Origin of the sequence: Thermodesulfobium sp. 4217-1 (assembly GCF_039822205.1) — a bacterium.
In the GTDB taxonomy this organism is placed as follows: Bacteria; Thermodesulfobiota; Thermodesulfobiia; order Thermodesulfobiales; family Thermodesulfobiaceae; genus Thermodesulfobium.
Window position 1 is genome coordinate 68,445 of the sequence record NZ_JBAGBW010000003.1, and the last position, 16,848, is coordinate 85,292.

Sequence of the window (16,848 nt, forward strand, 5' to 3'; positions counted from 1 at the left end):
TGGGATAAATGAAAATGTTAATTTTGACCCCTGAGGGTGTAATAGCTGACGAAGAAGTTACATTCGTTTCGGCTGTTGGAGAGGAAGGATCTCTTGGTATTTTGCCAAGGCATGCACCTCTGGTTACCACTTTGAAGATAGATGTGGTAGAATTTGTTAAAGAGAATTCTGATAGAGAAGTGGTTGCTGCTATTGGAGGCATCCTTGAAGTTAAGGATAACAAAGTTACTATTTTAAGTGATGCTGCTGAGTTCTCTGTTGACATAGATGAGCTAAGGGTAAAAGAAGCTGAGAAAAGGGCTAGAGCACGTTTGACTATGAAAACGGAAGAAGTTGATGTAAAGAGAGCAGAAGCTGCTCTTGCAAGAGCCCTTGCAAGGCTTAAGGCTGTAGAGCTATTAAATAGAAGAACTGGAAGTAGGAAAAGAGGTGTGTAAGAGGTATTTTAGGAACAAATAACTGTAATGGAAATTTTTCTAAACAATATTATAGGATTTGTGGCGGCAAATCGTTATCTGGTTCTGTAAAGACTAGCGGTTCAAAAAATGGGTCGTTGCCTGTTATGGCAGCGACCTTGCTGTTCGATTCTCCTGTATTTCTATCAAACGTCCCTTATTTGCTTGATGTCGATACGATGGGCAAGATAATTTCAAGCCTTGGTGGTAAAGTAGATTTCAAAGGCGATTCACAGGTCTTGATTGATCCTTCTAATATATCCAATTATGAGCCTCCTTTGGAGCCTGTTATTGCAATGAGAGCCTCGTTTTTAGTAGCAGGAGCGCTTCTTGCTAGATTTGGCAAGGCAAAAGTAGCCCTGCCTGGCGGCTGTGCTATTGGTTCTAGGCCTGTCGATATTCATCTTAAGGGTTTTGAAGCCCTTGGTGCAAAAAGATCAATCGAACACGGGTTTGTAAATTTAGAGTGTGAGAAATTGCGGGGAGCCAATATATATCTCGCTTACCCAAGCGTTGGTGCTACTGAGAACTTAATAATGGCATCTGTATTTGCTGAAGGAATGACTGTTATTGATAATGCTGCTAAAGAACCTGAGATATTTGGCCTTGCTGATTTTTTAAATTTATGTGGTGCGAAAATTAAAGGCGCTGGTTCAAGAACTATCGAGATTGAAGGTGTAAAATCTCTTAAGCCAGTTGATAACTACAGGATTATTCCCGACAGAATTGAGGCTGGCACTCTGATGCTTGCTGGGGCGATCACAAAGGGCGATATATTTGTAGAAAATATAAACTATGACTTTATGGGATCCGTGATAGATAAGATGGTTGAAGCTGGAATTGACATAGCTTCTGAGAAAAATGGTATTAGGGTAAGGTGCAACATTAGACCAAAACCTATAATGATAAAAACTTCTCCACATCCCGGTTTCCCTACTGATATGCAGGCACAATTTATGGCGCTTCTATCTGTGGGGGAGGGCACTTCTGTGATTACTGAAATGGTTTTTGAAAACAGATATCTGCATGCTGAAGAGTTAAGCAGGTTGGGGGCAGATATAAGGATCGATGGAAGAACGGCTGTCATATTTGGAACCGATCACCTATCTGGTGCACCAGTGAGAGCTCTTGATTTGAGGGCAGGGGCAGCACTTGTTATTGCTGGGCTTGTAGCTGAAGGCGAGACAAGAGTATTTGGACTCTCACACTTGAATCGTGGTTATGAAAATCTGGAGTTTAAACTTAGAGGACTCGGTGCTTCTATTTCTAGAGAGGTGTTGCCTTAATGAATTTTTTTATAAACAATAATTGTATAAAAAATACTATTTCTTTATTTAAGACCTTTACAAGTTCTTCTATGTTTTCTATCAAGACTTTTACTTGCTTATTTTTTGTCTTTTCTATATTGTTTTTTTATCAAAGCAACTGCTTTGCTTTTACTAAAAGTGAATACAGTATTAATAGCTCACACCTTTATATATTTAAATTTAAGCCAACTGAAGTTAGACTGATACCTTATTTAAACGATTACCCAATAAGGGCAAGGGATGTGGTTAACTACTACAACCCATTTATATTGGTAAATGGCACTTTTTTTTACTCTAATATACTTCTAGGCGCTTTATATATGCATGGTGAACCCTTATCCTATATGGGGGATAAGAGAGCAACTTTTTACTATTATAAGAACAATACAGCAAGCATAAATTATTTGAAATACAGAGTTAGGCTTGATATTTGTAGCTCAACTTCAAAGTGTAAAGTTCTATATCTTGACGGGGTTAATAGACCTCAGAACTATTATGAAAACATATTGTATACAAATGGTTATTCCAGACCAGTGCTGCCAACTTCTGGCATATTATTGAAGATAAATGAAGATGGGACTTTTGAGTATCTCTATACCAGAAGTGCCATTCCTTCTCCTGGAGAATATGTATTGTTGGCCAATCACGATCTCGATGTCTTAAACAACCTTGCTCCTACAGACAGAATTAGTGTGAGCATTGAACCTGAGATAAACAACAATCTTGACTTTTATATTTCTGGTGGCCCAATGCTTTTGTTTAACGGCCAGAATGTTGCGCTTCAATCAAGTAAAAATGAATATATTGTAAACGATATAAAAATGGGCAACCATATGAGGACGGGTTTAGGAATTGATTCAGCTTCTAATATCTACGTTTTTGCTGTTTCATATCCAGGGTGTACTATTGATGAGCTTGCAAATGTATTGCAGAATCTTGGATTAAAAAATGCTATGCTTTTGGACGGTGGATATTCAACTACACTTTATGAAAAAGATAAATTTCTTGTCGACAGCGATGCAAGGGCTAATATTTCTTATTTAATGTTCTTTATCAATTAATTTGTATAATATTTATATGATTTCTCTAAGTAAAGGAGAGTGAATAGTTTGAGTATAAAATTTGGAACGGATGGCTGGAGGGCAAAAATTGCACAGGATTTTACCTTTGAAAGCCTTGAAAAGGCGACATTGGCTTTAGCTATAACACTTGAAGAGGAAAACGTTTCAAAAAAAGATTGTGTTATTGGCTATGATACAAGATTTTTTTCTGAAGATTTTGCAATGCACTCTGCTGAAATATTATCGGGAGTTGGTTTTGACGTGACTATTTCCGAAAATTTTGTTCCAACTCCTACACTTGCCTTTTCAGTTAAAGATATGAGCTGCGCTGTTGGTATTATGATTACTGCAAGTCATAATCCATATAAATATAATGGATTTAAAATAAAACAAAGCTTTGGCGGATCGGCTTCTGGAGATTTCACATCAAAGGTTGAGTCAAATTTATCTAAAATAAAAAACTATAAATTCAGCAACGAAAAAAAGAAGGTTACTGTAAAAAACCTTTTTGAAAACTACAGAAATTCTTTATTGAAATTTGTCGATGTAGATCTCATAAAGGGCTCAGATCTTAAGGTTGCTATAGATTGTATGAATGGCGCTGGATCTGGATATCTTGCAAAACTTTTATCCGATCTTAATATCAAAGTATTTCCTGTAAGAAATGAAAGAGATCCTTATTTTAAAGGTTCTAGGCCAGAGCCGATTCCTCAATTACTTGGGCCTTTGTCATACGAAGTCTTTTCTAACTCTTTAAATCTGGGCACTGCCCTTGATGGCGATGGAGATAGAGTTGCGTCCTGTGATTCATCTGGCACTGTTTTTACTTCTCAGCAAACTTATGCCCTCTTACTCAATCACCTTGTTACAAACAGGAAGATGAAAGGGAAGGTTTTAAAGAATTTTGCCGTAAGCGTTTTGATAGATAAGCTTTCTAAATTATACGATATCGAGTTTGAAGTGTTGCCAATCGGATTCAAATATATTTGTTCAAAGATGATTAGTGAGGGCAATGTTTTAATGGGAGGCGAGGAAAGTGGCGGATTTGGTTTTTTCGGCCATATACCTGACAGGGATGGCTTTTTATCCTCGCTATATCTAATAGAATCAGTTGCTGTTACAAAGAAATCTTTAATGGATCAGCTAGATGAAATATACGATAAAGTTGGATTTTTTGAATATGATAGATATGATCTAAAATTAGAAACTTCAGTTGATGAGGTAAGAAGAAAAATAAAAGACCTTGTCGATAATCCGATGAAGACAATTAACGACAAGTTGGTTATTAAAATTTCCACTATTGATGGAATAAAATATATATTAGAAGATGAAAGCTGGCTTTTAATAAGGCCATCTGGGACTGAGCCTTTAGTTAGAATTTACGCAGAAGGAACAAGCATCCATGAGGCTAAAGCTCTAACAAGATTTGGCAGAAGTCTTTTTCATTAAGTTAAAAGACTAAATAAAATTATCTATTTTAATGCTATAGCCTGGATGAATATTCCTGGGCTTTTCCTATAGCGATTGAAAATCGAGTCTTTTATGTAGTTAGAAATTTTTTCTTCGAGTTTTTCTTCATTTTCTATTTTCTGGCTTTTTAAGAAAAATGAATAGATGGACGTTTCAATCTCCTTTTGGAGCATATTTTCTTGATTGCTTAATCCTGATATCTTGATCTTTGGAGATGATAATATTTTGAATTTCTCAGGGTCAAACAAAATTGAAATAAGCACCAACCCTTCTTCTGACAACTTCTTTCTTTCTAAAAAAGAGGTTTTATTGAATTCAATTATTTCTGGGCCGCTTGTAATCATATTTTTCATTGGGAGTTCATCAATTATTTTTACTTGACCCTCGTTTAACTCAACTACTGTTCCATTTTTTGCTAAAATTACATTTTCTTTTTTAAAATCAAGTGTAAGAGCTAAGTCTAAAAAGTGTTTCATATGTCTATACTCACCGTGGAAAGGCAGCAAATTTTTTGGTTTTACTAAGTTTATGAGAAGCTTTATGTCTTCTTTTGAACCATGTCCAGATACGTGTACCTTGTAATTTGGTTCATATAAAATTTCTGCGCCCAATTTAAAAAGTTTGTTTATTGTCTTGTTCACAAGCGTTTCATTGCCTGGAATTGGTGACGCTGAAATTATGACAGTGTCATCTGAAAATATCTTAACGTCTTTGTGATTGTTGTTTGCAATTCTAGTTAACACAGAGAGGGGTTCTCCCTGACTGCCTGTGGTTATTATTGTGGTTTTTTCGAGAGGATGAGTTTTTAGCTCGTGTTGTTTTAGGTGATACTCTTCCGGGAAAGAAAGATATCCCAATTCCTTTGCTATTGATACAGTGTTTATCATGCTTTTGCCAAGTATGCAAAACTTTCTGTCAAAAGCAATTGATGCGTTTATTGCTTGCTGTACCCTGTGGACATTTGAAGCAAATGTCGTGAGTATTATCCTGCCGTTTACTTTTCTGAAGACATCGAAAAACTTTTCACCAACAATTTTCTCAGAAGGGGTAAAACCTTCCCTTTCAACGTTTGTGATATCAAGCATCAGTAAGTCTATACCTTTTGAGCTAATTGAAACCAGTTTTGAATATTCTGTTACTTTTTTATCTATTGGAGTCTGATCGAATTTGAAATCTCCAGAATGAATAATTGTTCCGTGGGCAGTATGGATTGCATAACCTACACCGTCGGGAATACTGTGATTAACGCGGAAGGATTCTACAAATATATCATCTACAAAAATAATTTCGCCTGAATTAATTTCATGAAAGACTATATCCTTTGAAGATATTTTGTAATCTTTGAGTTTTGCCCTTACCATACCAAGCGTTAACTTGGTTCCATATATTGGTAAGTTCACTTTTTTCAGCAAAAAAGGAATAGCCCCTATGTGATCTTCGTGACCATGGGTGATAAAAAGAGCTTTTGCCTTGTCTTTTTTATCGATTACGTATTGGAAGTCTGCTATTAAAAGGGATGACCCAAAATTCGAGTCTGGAAACTTTATTCCACAATCAAGAACTATGAGCGCCTTGTCACTTTCGAACAGTGTCATATTTCTTCCAATTTCTTCAATTCCACCTAGTGGAATTATCTTGATAGGTGAGCTTTTTTTAGTAAAATTAAAAATATATATCCTCCTGATTAAATTTTAACTATTATGTTATAATAACTAAAAATAAGTTAATTTATTATAGCATTTTAATCTTGATTTAGAGTGGGTAAGCACCCACTCTTTGTGTTTTTAAAAAACCGAAGGGATGATATTCTTGAGGGCTAAAGATATAAAGGAAAAATTGATTAATATCGTTGAAAAAGTTTTGCTTAATTTAGGCTTTGAAATGTATGATTTGGAGTACTTTAAACAGGGCAAAAGATGGGTATTGAGAGTATTTATCGATAATATCGAAAGACCCATTTCTGTAAATGATTGCGAGGTTGTTTCAAAAGAGTTGAGCGCTATTTTAGATTATTACGATATAATCCCCGATAGTTTTTTGCTTGAAGTATCTTCGCCTGGAATAGAAAGAAAATTAAAGAAAAATTCTGATTTTATAAGGTTCAAAGGTGAAGAAGTAGTAGTAAGCTTTTCAAAATCAAGTCTTAATCCTATTATTGGTGTACTCGAGGGGATTGATGATGCTGGAGAATATATTTTTATTAATACAGGGAAATCTGAAGAAAAGATAAACCGAAATGATGTTAAAGAGGTAAGAATACATTTCAGGTTTAAGGGAGATAAATGATGAAAATAGATTTACACGTTCTTGAACAGTTAGAAAAGGAAAAAGGGATTACCATGTCTGCGATGATTTACGTTTTGGAGTCAGCCCTTTTGGCTTCATACAAGAAATATTATCCATCGAAAAGCGTTTCGTTAAAAATAGATCCACACAGTGGAGATTTAGAAATTGTTGTTAAAAAGACGGTTGTTGAAAAGGTGAACAACCTCTTTGATGAGATAAGTCTTGCTCAGGCTCGTGAAGTTGAACCACAAATCAACATAGGGGAGACCTTAGATGTTTTGGTAGATCCTAAAAATTTTGGAAGAATTGCAGCTTTGACTGCAAAACAAGTTTGGCAACAAAAGATAAAAGAGGCCGAGAGAGATGCAGTATTTGAAGAATTTAAAGACAGAGTTTTTGGAGTTATATCTGGCAAGATTTTAAGACAAGAAGGAAAGAATTGGTATGTCCAGCTTGGAAGAGCCGAGGGCATATTGCCCCAAAAAGAAACTGTATATCAGGATAAATACAGTGCAAATGAAAGATATGTGTTTTACGTTTTGTCTGTGAAAAAGCTACAAAAAGAAGTTGAAATAGTCTTATCAAGAAGTCACCCAAATTTAGTTAAAAGAATATTTGAGCTTGAATCTGCTGAAATTAGATCTGGAATAGTAGAGATAATATCTATTGCAAGGGATCCTGGCAGTAGATCTAAGATTTCTGTTCTTTCTAGGGATACTCATATTGATCCACTGGGTGTTTGTTTGGGTTTAAGGAATGCCAGGATACAAAATGTTACAAAAGAGCTCAGAGGAGAAAAGATTGACGTAATTTTATACAATGACGATCCGAAAATTTATATTGCTAGCGCTCTTTCGCCTGCTAAAATTAAAAGAGTAGATATTTTGGATCAAGCTAAAAAGGAATCAAGAGTTTATGTAGATAAGTCTCAGCTTTCTTTGGCTATTGGGAGAGATGCCCAGAATGTTCGATTGGCGCATAAACTCACGGGATACAAAATAGATATAAAAATAGAAGAATAGCCTTAAAATATATGTTAAAGGGATATAGAAAATGCATTTGTTGTGGCAGCTTCTTGCCTAAAGAACAAATGCTGAGGTTGGCAAGGACCAAAGCAGGGGAAGTTCTAATTGACATAGATAATAAAATTTACGGAAGAGGAAGCTACATTTGTTTTTCTTGTAATGATATTTCTAAATTTAAAAAGAGAAATGTTATCTCAAGATCTCTTAAAACAAATGTTGATATAAAGTTTTATAATGAAATTGAGGAATATTTAAAAAATTTATCAATTAAGATCAAGGAGGTGAGCGCTGATTGAAAAGAATATATGAACTTTCAAGAGAATTAGGCATTTCATCTAAGGAAATTATGGAAATATTATCAGGTTTAGGAGTTGCTGTAAAATCTTCCTTATCTTCAGTAGGTGAGGAGGAGGAATTTATGGTAAGAGCCGCTACAGAACCTGAAAAGAAGGCTGAAGTAAGCGAAGAAACAAAAAAAGTTGAGGTTGAAAATAGAGATTTGGAAAAAGAAGATGTAACAAATGTTACGGTAGTTGATGTACCAAAGGCTGTTCCCCAGGAGAAAGAAACTGTCCAAATAGAAAAACCAATGCAAGAGGAAAAAAATATTTTATATATATCTGATGGCATGACTCCAAGAGAAATTGCCCAAAAGATTAAGGTTAAAGAAAGTGACATTATAAGAAAGCTCATACAGCTTAAAACACTTGCTACTATAAATCAAGCATTAGGCATTAACCTAATTGAAAGCATAGCAAGGGAATTTGGCTATGAACCAGTAATAAAAGAAGAAGAATCTTTATCCTTTGTTGATGAGGATATTGAAAAAGAAGATGATTTGAAACCGAGACCTCCTATTGTTACGATTATGGGGCATGTAGATCATGGTAAAACTACCCTTTTAGATAAAATTCAGAAAACCAAGATTGCATCAAAAGAGTTTCGTGGAATAACACAAAAGATTGGTGCATATCAGGTAGAAATTGATGGTAAGAAGATTACCTTTATTGATACACCAGGTCACGAAGCATTTACTGCTATGAGAGCAAGGGGCGCTAATGTAACAGATATAGTTATCTTAGTAGTAGCTGCAGATGATGGTGTAAAACCTCAAACAATTGAAGCCATACAGCATGCAAAGGCAGCAGGTGTTCAGATAATGGTTGCGATAAATAAAATTGATAAACCTGGAGCGCAGCCAGAGAAAATAATGCAACAACTTACTGAGTACGAACTTGTCCCCGAAGAATGGGGTGGGAAGACTATATTTGTTAAAGTTTCTGCAAAATCTGGAGAAGGCATTGATGAACTTTTAGAGATGACCTTGCTATTGGCAGAAATGATGGAATATAAATCTAATCCAAAAGCTTTAGCCAGAGGTCTTGTGCTTGAGGCAAAATTAGAGAAAAATAGAGGTCCTGTGGCATCTGTCCTTGTCCAAAAAGGAACTTTAAAAACGGGTGATTTTGTATGTGTTGGCTCTGCTAGCGGCAGGGTGAGGGCACTGATTAATGATAGAGGCAAGAGGATAAAAGAAGCAGGACCATCAACCCCTGTTGAGATTTTAGGAATAAATTTAGTGCCAGAGGCCGGAGATAGTTTGTACGCTCTAAAAACCGATAAAGAAGCAAAAATGATGGCCGAGAAGATGTTAAATAAGAAAAAAGAGTTGCAAATTCAAAGGATGAAGAAACCAACCCTTTCTTGTTTTGTGCAGGGAGGAGATCTGTCTGAAATTAAAGAATTGAAGCTTATATTAAAGGCTGATTCTCAAGGCTCGCTGGAGGCAGTCCTTAGTTCTTTGTCAAAAATTAAAGAAGATAACGTAACTATAAATATTCTTTCATCTGGCACAGGCGGTATTTCTGAGTCAGATGTAATGCTTGCGTCTGCTTCACAGGCTATTATAATTGGTTTTAATGTAAGACCTTCCAATACAGCTTTCAAGCTTGCTACAGAAGAGGCAATTGATGTAAGGACTTATAGGGTTATATATGACCTTATAGAGGATATTTCAAAAGCGATCAAGGGTCTTTTGCCACCAAAGTATGAAGAAACGATTCTTGGTAGGGTTGAGGTAAGACAAACCTTTAAAGTCCCAAAGATTGGTCTTATTGCAGGGTGTTATGTTATAGACGGTAAGGTTACAAGAGATTCAAAAGTAAGAGTTTTGAGGGATAATGTTATTATTCATGAAGGCGAGCTCTCATCGCTTAAGAGATTTAAGGATGACGCGAAGGAAGTTAATCAGGGATATGAGTGTGGAATTTCGATAAAAGACTTTCATGATGTTAAAGAAAATGATATTTTTGAAATATATAAAATGGTAGAGATAGCTTGTTAAGTGTCTTTGAATCATTTTTTAAGGTTGAACTGAGTATATTGCTTTAGTTTAATAAAATTATTTATAAAAATTTTAACAATGTTTATGTTTAAAATAAATATAAATTTTTAATTGCTATGGTAAGAGCAGGCTTAATTATTTTTAAATTTTATTTTCCATATATTGTTAGCATAAAAGAACATAGAAAGATTATGCTAACAATCATTTCAGATATAAAAAGACACAATATAAGCGTAGTTGAAGTTTTAAGTGATAATATTAGATCAAGCTCTCTGTGTCTCTCTTTGGTAAGGGAAAACGAAAATGATATACGCAAACTTTATGATTTTTATATTAATTTTTTTCTCGATAGGTCTGATATAAGCCTTATTTCTTATAATATTGAAATATATTAGACTCTTTTGATTTTGTAAGTTTCTTGTCTTCAGTCTTAACTTTTACAGGAGGTAATAAAATGAATGTAAAGATAGAGAGATTGAGAGAAACCATTAAGAAAGAACTTGCTGTTTTGATATATGAATTGAAGGATTCAAGGATTAAAGGTTTGGTTTCAATTATGGAAGTAGATATGTCAAATGATCTCAAAAATGTTAAAGTTTGGGTGAGCATATACGGAGATGAAAAATCAAAAGAAGAAACTTTGAAGGGTCTTGCTTCTGCTTCAAGGTTTTTAAGAGGCGAGTTGACTAGAAGGATTGGCTTGAAATACGCTCCGCAAATTCTTTTTGCAATTGATAACTCTCTTGAGAGAGGCGGCAAGATATTTGAGATTCTCAAGAAAATTGACAATATTGACAATGAAGAAGGTGAACAGGACTGAGTAATATTCCAGAAAGAATATTAAAATTTCTAGATAGTTATAATTCTTTTGATATATACACACATCTTGAGCCTGATGGAGATGCTATAGGGTCTAGCCTTGCGATGTATTTTTTCTTGAAATCAATTGGCAAAGATGTAAGATTTATAAAGCCTTATAAAACTCCAAACAGCGTGTTGGGTTTTCCAGGGATGGAAAATACTTATTCTCTTGATAAATTTGACCCATCAAGGGTTGCTATCTTGCTTGATGCATCTTCTTTAAAGAGAATTGGCAAGCCCTATGAAGAGCTTTTTTCTAAGTACGAGCACTCTTTCATTATTGATCATCATCATGGTCCATATTTTGACTCTGATATTTATGTGGACACTACAGCTAGTGCTACTGCGGTTTTGGTTTTTGATGTTATGGAGAAGATGGACTGTAGGGTAAGTAGTGTTGTTGCCACTTATTTGTATCTGGCTTTGCACTATGATACAGGTGGTTTTTATTATACGAATACTAACAAAAAATGTTTGCAAACTGCTGGAAAGTTGATCGAATTGGGTGCTGACATGAACCTTGTTATGCAATATTATGAGAGAGACGCCAATAGCATAGCAAAAATGGGTTTTCTGTTGTCTAGATTAAAGGCTTCTGATGGAATCTCCTGGTTACCTATATCGTATAATGATTATGTAGAATTTTCATTAGAACCCGATGTCACGAAAGGTTTAATTGAGTGGCTAAGGAGGATAAAAGACTGCAAGGTTTCTATCGTCTTCAGAGAAGATCAGCCTGGTAAAGTAAAAATGAGCTTTAGAGGTAAAAATACAGGGAAACTTCACCTTATTGCAGAACATTTTGGTGGAGGCGGGCATCCAGAGGCTTCTGGTGCTATTATTGAAGGGAAATTTGATGAAATTGTAGATTTAGTTTTACTTTATACGAAAAAAGAGGTATTTGGCGATTAACGGTTTTTTAAATATATTCAAAGACAAGTCGAGAAGTTCTTTTGAAATAGTTGATACAGTAAAAAAAATGTTTAAGGACATTCTGGATATTGATATAAAAGTTGGTCACTTAGGAACCTTAGATCCTTGTGCTGTTGGCGTTTTGCCAATGGCAATAGGTAAGGCTACCAGACTTTGTGAGTTTATGGAAAATAATGATAAAAAATATCTCTTCGAATTAACTTTAGGGATCAAGACGACTACTGGAGATCAGGAGGGCGAGGTTTTAGATATTCAAACCCCACCTATTTTTTCTGATGAAAAAGTGATATCTGTTTGCTCTGAATTTATTGGACATTACAAACAAAAAATACCTTCATATTCTGCAGCTAAAGTTGATGGTAAAAGATTTTATGAGCTTGCAAGGTCGAACCAAGCTGTTCCAGAGAGATACAAGGATGTAGATATTAAAAGGCTTCAGTATATAAAGCGTGATAAAAATTCTTTTTGGTTTGAAGTTGTGTGCTCTTTTGGGACATACGTTAGATCTCTATGTGAAGATATTGCATCAAGTTTGGGGACTATTGGGACGATGACCTACTTGCTAAGAGAGGCATCAGGAAGTTTTTTCCTTAAAGATAGCCTCAGCCTTGAAAATTTAGAATATTTAATTTCAAAAAAGGAGTATTTTAAGATTTTGACTTCTGTAAATAAAATGCTCTCACATATACCCGTCGTAATTTTAAACTATGATAATTCAAGAAAGTTTGTGAATGGCGGTGAAATTTGGATTAATAAAGATTTTGAAAATTTGGATATTTTAAGAATATTTTGTACTTCTGGTACATTTTTGGGTTTAGCTGAAAGACATAATGGAAGCAAAAAAATTTGGAAACCTAATAAGGTGATAGTTATATGATAAGGGGAATTTATAGAAAAGAAGATAAAAAAGGATCAAGATTTTTAACTATTGGTACTTTTGACGGAGTGCACCTTGGTCATCAGAAGTTATTTAGTCAACTTAAAAAAATGAAAAAAAATGATGATGACATAATTAGCGTTGTAACCTTCGAGCCCCACCCACGAATATTTTTTAAAAGTATGGAAAATCTATCCTTAATTACTATTATTGAAGAGAGAGTAAGACTTTTACTAGAGCATGTGGACGAGGTAATAGTTCTGAAATTTGATGAATCTTTATCCAAGCTTTCTCCAGAAGAATTTATTAGCTTTCTTTGTAGTAATTTCAAAATTGATACAATCATAGAAGGTGACAATTTTCATTTTGGTCACGGAAAGGGCGGAAACGTTAATCTTTTAAAAACTTTGGGGAGACAATTTGGGTTTAGCTTAGATATTTCAGACCTATATATTTTTGATGGGTTGCCAATTTCAAGTTCTAGGATTAGAAGACAAATCATATCAGGTAAAATTGAGGAAGCAAATAAGCTTCTGGGCTGGAATTTTTTTATTTCTGGAGAAGTAGTTCACGGAGATCGCATAGGAACATTTTTGGGTTTTCCAACCGCAAATCTTAGATTGCCTGACTATAAGATAATACCCCAATCAGGAGTTTATTCGACCGATGTTGAAGTCTCTGGGAAAAAATATTTAGGAGCCTTAAATATTGGAGTCAAGCCGACTATTGGTGGAAAAAAGAGGACAGTTGAAGTTCACCTGATCGATTTTGATGGGAACCTTTATCAGGAAGTTGTTACTGTCAATTTTAAATTTAAAATTCGAGATGAGGTCAAGTTTGATTCTATTGCTGCTCTTAAAAAACAAATTAAATTGGATATAGAGAAAATTATAGATATAAGCCATAAGGAAAATGAATAAAGGCAGTTCGCCAGTGTTACATATTTTCTATTGTTTTATAAGATCTGGTCTTAACTTCATGGCTTCATTAAGAAAAATATGATTTACTTGGGATTTACCTTTTTTACTATAGCATTGAATAAGAATTCTTATGCACAATTTAGGAGCGTTTGTAACATTAGCCTCTACAGCCCCGAAAACAGGGGTTTCAGGAAACCTTATTCTAAGGAATTTTCCAGCAAATTCAGAATGAATATCCTGGGTTACTGAGATAATAAAATTAACGATGTCCTCTTCTTCTATACTGTTTTCTTCAACCATCTTGTTTACAAGTTCAATAGTTTTTTCCATTATTTCATTGGGTTCATCTTTTGATAGAGTAGTGGCTCCTCTAATTGCTAATAATCTTAAGTTTTCTTTGTCCTCTTTCATTTTTCCTCCCATTTCCCATAGTTTTTTATTATGATAATTTAAAATATATTATTTTGCCTTATAATAAAGTATCATAAAAATTTGGAGATGATAAAGTTGAGTGCAATTATCTTAAATGGTAAGGACGTTGCTAGTCAATGGGAGCAAAAAAACAGATTGAGAGTTCAGAACCTTAAAAACAAAGGCGTTAACGTTTGTCTTGCTGTAGCAAGGTTCAATGATGATGAGGGATCAAAGGTTTACGTTAAGAAAAAGGTAGCTATGTGCGAAAAATTGGGAATAAGACCTATTTTATTAGAAGAAGAGGGATTAGATCAAGTACAGATACAAAATAGAGTTTCCAATTTAAATCAGGATAAAGAAGTAAACGGAATAATAGTCCAACTCCCATTGCCAAAAGGCATTGATAAGGAGAAAGTTTTGTCTTTAGTAAGCCCAGAAAAAGATGTTGATGGTCTAAATGTTTTTTCATGCGGCTTGTTATATAAAAATTTGCCCGGTTTGAGGCCGTGCACCCCTAGTGGAATAATTCACCTGTTAAAAGAATATAAGATAGACATGGTTGGCAAGAAGGCCGTGGTCCTTGGGAGGAGTCAGCTTGTAGGACTTCCAATTTTCCTAATGCTTTTGCATGAGAATGTAACTCCAACGATTGTTCACTCGAAAACAAAGGATTTAAAGGCTGTTTGTAAAGATGCAGATATATTAATTGTTGCCACTGGAAGAGCAAAAATGGTCAACAGAGAATATGTGAAAAAAGGTGCAGTTGTGGTAGACGTGGGCATATCCAGACTGGAAGGCAAGATTGTGGGAGATGTGGACTTTGATGATGTAGTAGACGTGGCGGGCTACCTTACTCCTGTACCAGGAGGAGTGGGGCCTCTTACTATAATGTCTTTAATGGAAAATGTTATTCAGGCGGCATCTGTTCAAGCAGGTATAAAAGATGACGTTGTTTAGAGAAGATCTTTTAAAGGTAGAACCGTATAGGCCAGTAGAAGTAGATGACGCTATAAGGCTTGATAGAAATGAAAGCCCTTTTAATTTACCCTTACAAATAAAAGAAGAAATAATTAGCGCCTTTTCCAATCTGCGACTTAATCAATATCCAGATGCATGGTGCGGTTCTGTTAAAGAAGCTTTTACAGGTTATATCGGCAAGATCAGATCCGAAGAGGTTACTGTGGGAAATGGCTGTGATGAGGTAATACAAAACGTTATCATGGCTTTTGCTTTAAATAATGGGCCCATTCTTTCTTTTTGGCCGACATTTCCTACTTATCGGATAGCATCGAGAAATTTAGGACTCGAATATATTGAAATTCCTTTAAATGAGGACTTTACTTTGCCCTTAGAGAAAACAATAAATTTTATAAAAGAGAAAAAACCATCCATAGTTATTTTATGCAATCCAAATAACCCAACAGGAAACTGTTTTCCGAGTGAGGATATAGAAGAAATAATTAATAGCACAGATGGAATTATATTGATTGATGAAGTATATTGTGAGTTTAGTAAAAAGAGCTTTGTCGACAAATTTAGATCTTATCCAAATGTTTTAATACTGAGAACTCTATCAAAAGCTTTTTCGGGTGCTGGAATAAGGATGGGTTTTGCTTTTGGAGACAAATCGCTTATTGATGAGGTTGAAAAGGTTAGATTGCCATATTTGTTGTCTCATTTTTCCCAGATAGCTGGAAATATTATTCTAAAGAATAGCAATTTATTTATTCCAAATATTGAGGCTATTAACGTTGAGATAAAGAGAATTTATGAAGGCTTAAGAGAGATGAATATTCAAGTATATCCAACTGAAGCCAACTTTTTATTGGCAAATTTTAACAAGCCAACTAAAAATATTGTTGAGAGGCTTAAAGAGAGAAAAATTTTAGTTAGATATTTTCCATATTTGCCTAATCATATAAGAATTTCAGCAGGGTTTAAATCTGATACTGATGTTTTATTAAAGGAGCTAGGTAAAATAATAAATGAGTAACTTTATAGTTTTTGATATAGACGGAGTCCTAATACAGACCAATGGTTCTTTTGTTGAATCTACAATTAAAACTTTTGAGTTTGTTAGGACGATGTATAATAAACCTGCAAAATGTAATATTGACCATATAAGTTTTTTAAAGTCATTAGGCGGTTATAATAACGATTGGGACTTAACTTTTGCTCTTTTAACGATTAGTTGGGCTTACGAAAAGTTTGACGATAATGAACTTTTGGCAATTCTAAAAAATCATTTTAAGAAAGATAACATCTTACCAAAGATAGAAATAACTTTTGAGTTTGTTAAGAGAATATTTCAAGAATACTATTTAGGCGAGAAACTTTTTTTTGAGATGTATGGAGAGAAGCCAAAGTTTGTTTTATTTAAAGGGTTTATTTATCAAGAAAAGCCAGTAATAAATTTTTGTAATTACTCTTTAAACTTAGAAAATATAGGAATTTATTCTGGCAGGTGTTTTAAAGAAGCTGAGGTGGCCTTGAGAGCAGTTAACTTGATGCCATTGAAAGAATTTTATTTTACTGACGATAGCGGTTTTAAGAAACCCGATCCTACCCCTCTAGAAAAGATGTTTATAATAAATAATTGTTCAAAAATGATTTACGTGGGTGATACCCTTGATGACCTTGAATTGGTTAAGAGAGCGCGCGAAAATGATTTGCCTGTAGAATTCATTGGAGTTGAAACTGGCACTTATTCAAACCAGCTTTTTGAAAGCGTGAAAAACCTTTCCTTTGCCAAAATGTTTCAGGATGTAAGAGTATATTTAGATAGTATTACTTAAAGTATCTGATATGCTAAGAAGTTAGTAGGAGCTATTCAAGTTGAGTTTGATTTTAGAGTATATAATTATTTGTTTAACAAACAAGAGAGAGGTAGGTTTT

18 protein-coding genes are annotated in these 16,848 nt (G+C 34.5%); 16 read left to right on the forward strand and 2 right to left on the reverse strand.

Going from position 1 to position 16,848, the window contains the following annotated elements; translation table 11 throughout:
• Positions 1 to 8 precede the first annotated feature (8 nt).
• From atpC to V4762_RS02350, 4 genes are read left to right on the forward strand one after another with little or no spacing between them, the layout of a single operon-like run.
• Positions 9 to 437, forward strand: a complete 429-nt coding sequence (gene atpC / locus V4762_RS02335; protein WP_347314161.1) for an ATP synthase F1 subunit epsilon — start codon at positions 9 to 11, stop codon at positions 435 to 437.
• A 56-nt stretch (positions 438 to 493) separates the two neighbouring features.
• Positions 494 to 1,741 carry a UDP-N-acetylglucosamine 1-carboxyvinyltransferase gene (gene murA / locus V4762_RS02340; RefSeq protein WP_347314211.1) on the forward strand — a complete coding sequence of 416 codons (1,248 nt, stop codon included), beginning with the start codon at positions 494 to 496 and terminating at the stop codon, positions 1,739 to 1,741.
• Positions 1,741 to 2,823 carry a phosphodiester glycosidase family protein gene (locus V4762_RS02345; protein WP_347314162.1) on the forward strand — a complete coding sequence of 361 codons (1,083 nt, stop codon included), beginning with the start codon at positions 1,741 to 1,743 and terminating at the stop codon, positions 2,821 to 2,823. Before murA ends, V4762_RS02345 begins: the two co-directional genes overlap by 1 nt.
• A gap of 48 nt (positions 2,824 to 2,871) precedes the next feature.
• Positions 2,872 to 4,272, forward strand: a complete 1,401-nt coding sequence (locus V4762_RS02350) for a phosphohexomutase domain-containing protein (RefSeq protein ID WP_347314163.1) — start codon at positions 2,872 to 2,874, stop codon at positions 4,270 to 4,272.
• 23 nt (positions 4,273 to 4,295) lie between these two features.
• Here V4762_RS02350 and V4762_RS02355 read toward each other — a convergent pair whose 3' ends face one another.
• Positions 4,296 to 5,978, reverse strand: coding sequence for a ribonuclease J (locus V4762_RS02355; RefSeq protein WP_347314212.1), 1,683 nt, complete (start codon positions 5,976 to 5,978; stop codon positions 4,296 to 4,298).
• A 124-nt stretch (positions 5,979 to 6,102) separates the two neighbouring features.
• Between V4762_RS02355 and V4762_RS02360 the strand changes: the two genes are divergently transcribed.
• The 9 genes from V4762_RS02360 (at position 6,103) to V4762_RS02395 (ending at position 13,539) form a co-directional block, all read left to right on the forward strand.
• Positions 6,103 to 6,579: a ribosome maturation factor RimP gene (locus V4762_RS02360; protein ID WP_347314164.1), complete on the forward strand. Its 477-nt coding sequence runs from the start codon at positions 6,103 to 6,105 to the stop codon at positions 6,577 to 6,579.
• Positions 6,579 to 7,601: a transcription termination factor NusA gene (nusA, locus tag V4762_RS02365; protein ID WP_347314165.1), complete on the forward strand. Its 1,023-nt coding sequence runs from the start codon at positions 6,579 to 6,581 to the stop codon at positions 7,599 to 7,601. The genes V4762_RS02360 and nusA overlap by 1 nt, the downstream gene beginning before the upstream one ends.
• A gap of 11 nt (positions 7,602 to 7,612) precedes the next feature.
• Positions 7,613 to 7,900, forward strand: a complete 288-nt coding sequence (locus V4762_RS02370) for a YlxR family protein (RefSeq protein ID WP_347314166.1) — start codon at positions 7,613 to 7,615, stop codon at positions 7,898 to 7,900.
• The gene (gene infB, locus V4762_RS02375) at positions 7,897 to 9,948 is read left to right on the forward strand and encodes a translation initiation factor IF-2 (RefSeq protein ID WP_347314167.1); all 2,052 of its coding nucleotides are present in this window, start codon (positions 7,897 to 7,899) and stop codon (positions 9,946 to 9,948) included. Before V4762_RS02370 ends, infB begins: the two co-directional genes overlap by 4 nt.
• A 116-nt stretch (positions 9,949 to 10,064) precedes the next feature.
• On the forward strand, positions 10,065 to 10,343 hold the full coding sequence (locus tag V4762_RS10030) for a DUF503 family protein (protein WP_458646931.1): 279 nt from the start codon (positions 10,065 to 10,067) through the stop codon (positions 10,341 to 10,343).
• Positions 10,344 to 10,402: 59 nt separating this feature from the next.
• Complete coding sequence (gene rbfA, locus V4762_RS02380) at positions 10,403 to 10,768, forward strand: 30S ribosome-binding factor RbfA (RefSeq protein WP_347314168.1); 366 nt, start codon at positions 10,403 to 10,405, stop codon at positions 10,766 to 10,768.
• 53 nt (positions 10,769 to 10,821) lie between these two features.
• The gene (locus V4762_RS02385; RefSeq protein WP_347314213.1) at positions 10,822 to 11,721 is read left to right on the forward strand and encodes a DHH family phosphoesterase; all 900 of its coding nucleotides are present in this window, start codon (positions 10,822 to 10,824) and stop codon (positions 11,719 to 11,721) included.
• The gene (truB, locus tag V4762_RS02390; RefSeq protein ID WP_347314169.1) at positions 11,711 to 12,619 is read left to right on the forward strand and encodes a tRNA pseudouridine(55) synthase TruB; all 909 of its coding nucleotides are present in this window, start codon (positions 11,711 to 11,713) and stop codon (positions 12,617 to 12,619) included. Before V4762_RS02385 ends, truB begins: the two co-directional genes overlap by 11 nt.
• Positions 12,616 to 13,539 carry a bifunctional riboflavin kinase/FAD synthetase gene (locus V4762_RS02395; protein ID WP_347314170.1) on the forward strand — a complete coding sequence of 308 codons (924 nt, stop codon included), beginning with the start codon at positions 12,616 to 12,618 and terminating at the stop codon, positions 13,537 to 13,539. The genes truB and V4762_RS02395 overlap by 4 nt, the downstream gene beginning before the upstream one ends.
• A gap of 27 nt (positions 13,540 to 13,566) precedes the next feature.
• Here V4762_RS02395 and aroH read toward each other — a convergent pair whose 3' ends face one another.
• A complete protein-coding gene (aroH, locus tag V4762_RS02400; RefSeq protein ID WP_347314171.1) occupies positions 13,567 to 13,950 on the reverse strand; it encodes a chorismate mutase in 384 nt (127 codons plus the stop codon).
• Between the two features lie 96 nt (positions 13,951 to 14,046).
• Between aroH and V4762_RS02405 the strand changes: the two genes are divergently transcribed.
• The 3 genes from V4762_RS02405 to V4762_RS02415 are packed head-to-tail and all read left to right on the forward strand — an operon-like array spanning position 14,047 to position 16,748.
• Positions 14,047 to 14,910: a bifunctional 5,10-methylenetetrahydrofolate dehydrogenase/5,10-methenyltetrahydrofolate cyclohydrolase gene (locus V4762_RS02405; RefSeq protein ID WP_347314172.1), complete on the forward strand. Its 864-nt coding sequence runs from the start codon at positions 14,047 to 14,049 to the stop codon at positions 14,908 to 14,910.
• Positions 14,897 to 15,946 (forward strand): histidinol-phosphate transaminase, encoded by a 1,050-nt coding sequence (gene hisC / locus V4762_RS02410; protein ID WP_347314173.1) that lies wholly within the window; start codon positions 14,897 to 14,899, stop codon positions 15,944 to 15,946. Before V4762_RS02405 ends, hisC begins: the two co-directional genes overlap by 14 nt.
• On the forward strand, positions 15,939 to 16,748 hold the full coding sequence (locus tag V4762_RS02415; RefSeq protein ID WP_347314174.1) for an HAD family hydrolase: 810 nt from the start codon (positions 15,939 to 15,941) through the stop codon (positions 16,746 to 16,748). The genes hisC and V4762_RS02415 overlap by 8 nt, the downstream gene beginning before the upstream one ends.
• Positions 16,749 to 16,848: the final 100 nt, after the last annotated feature.

Coding starts and splice junctions, on each gene's coding strand:
- atpC (WP_347314161.1), top strand. CDS start 9: ATGAAAATGTTAATTTTGACCCCTGAGGGTGTAATAGCTGACGAAGAA.
- V4762_RS02345 (WP_347314162.1), top strand. CDS start 1,741: ATGAATTTTTTTATAAACAATAATTGTATAAAAAATACTATTTCTTTA.
- nusA (WP_347314165.1), top strand. CDS start 6,579: ATGAAAATAGATTTACACGTTCTTGAACAGTTAGAAAAGGAAAAAGGG.
- V4762_RS02370 (WP_347314166.1), top strand. CDS start 7,613: ATGTTAAAGGGATATAGAAAATGCATTTGTTGTGGCAGCTTCTTGCCT.
- V4762_RS10030 (WP_458646931.1), top strand. CDS start 10,065: ATGGTAAGAGCAGGCTTAATTATTTTTAAATTTTATTTTCCATATATT.
- rbfA (WP_347314168.1), top strand. CDS start 10,403: ATGAATGTAAAGATAGAGAGATTGAGAGAAACCATTAAGAAAGAACTT.
- V4762_RS02395 (WP_347314170.1), top strand. CDS start 12,616: ATGATAAGGGGAATTTATAGAAAAGAAGATAAAAAAGGATCAAGATTT.
- aroH (WP_347314171.1), bottom strand. CDS start 13,950: ATGAAAGAGGACAAAGAAAACTTAAGATTATTAGCAATTAGAGGAGCC.
- hisC (WP_347314173.1), top strand. CDS start 14,897: ATGACGTTGTTTAGAGAAGATCTTTTAAAGGTAGAACCGTATAGGCCA.
- V4762_RS02415 (WP_347314174.1), top strand. CDS start 15,939: ATGAGTAACTTTATAGTTTTTGATATAGACGGAGTCCTAATACAGACC.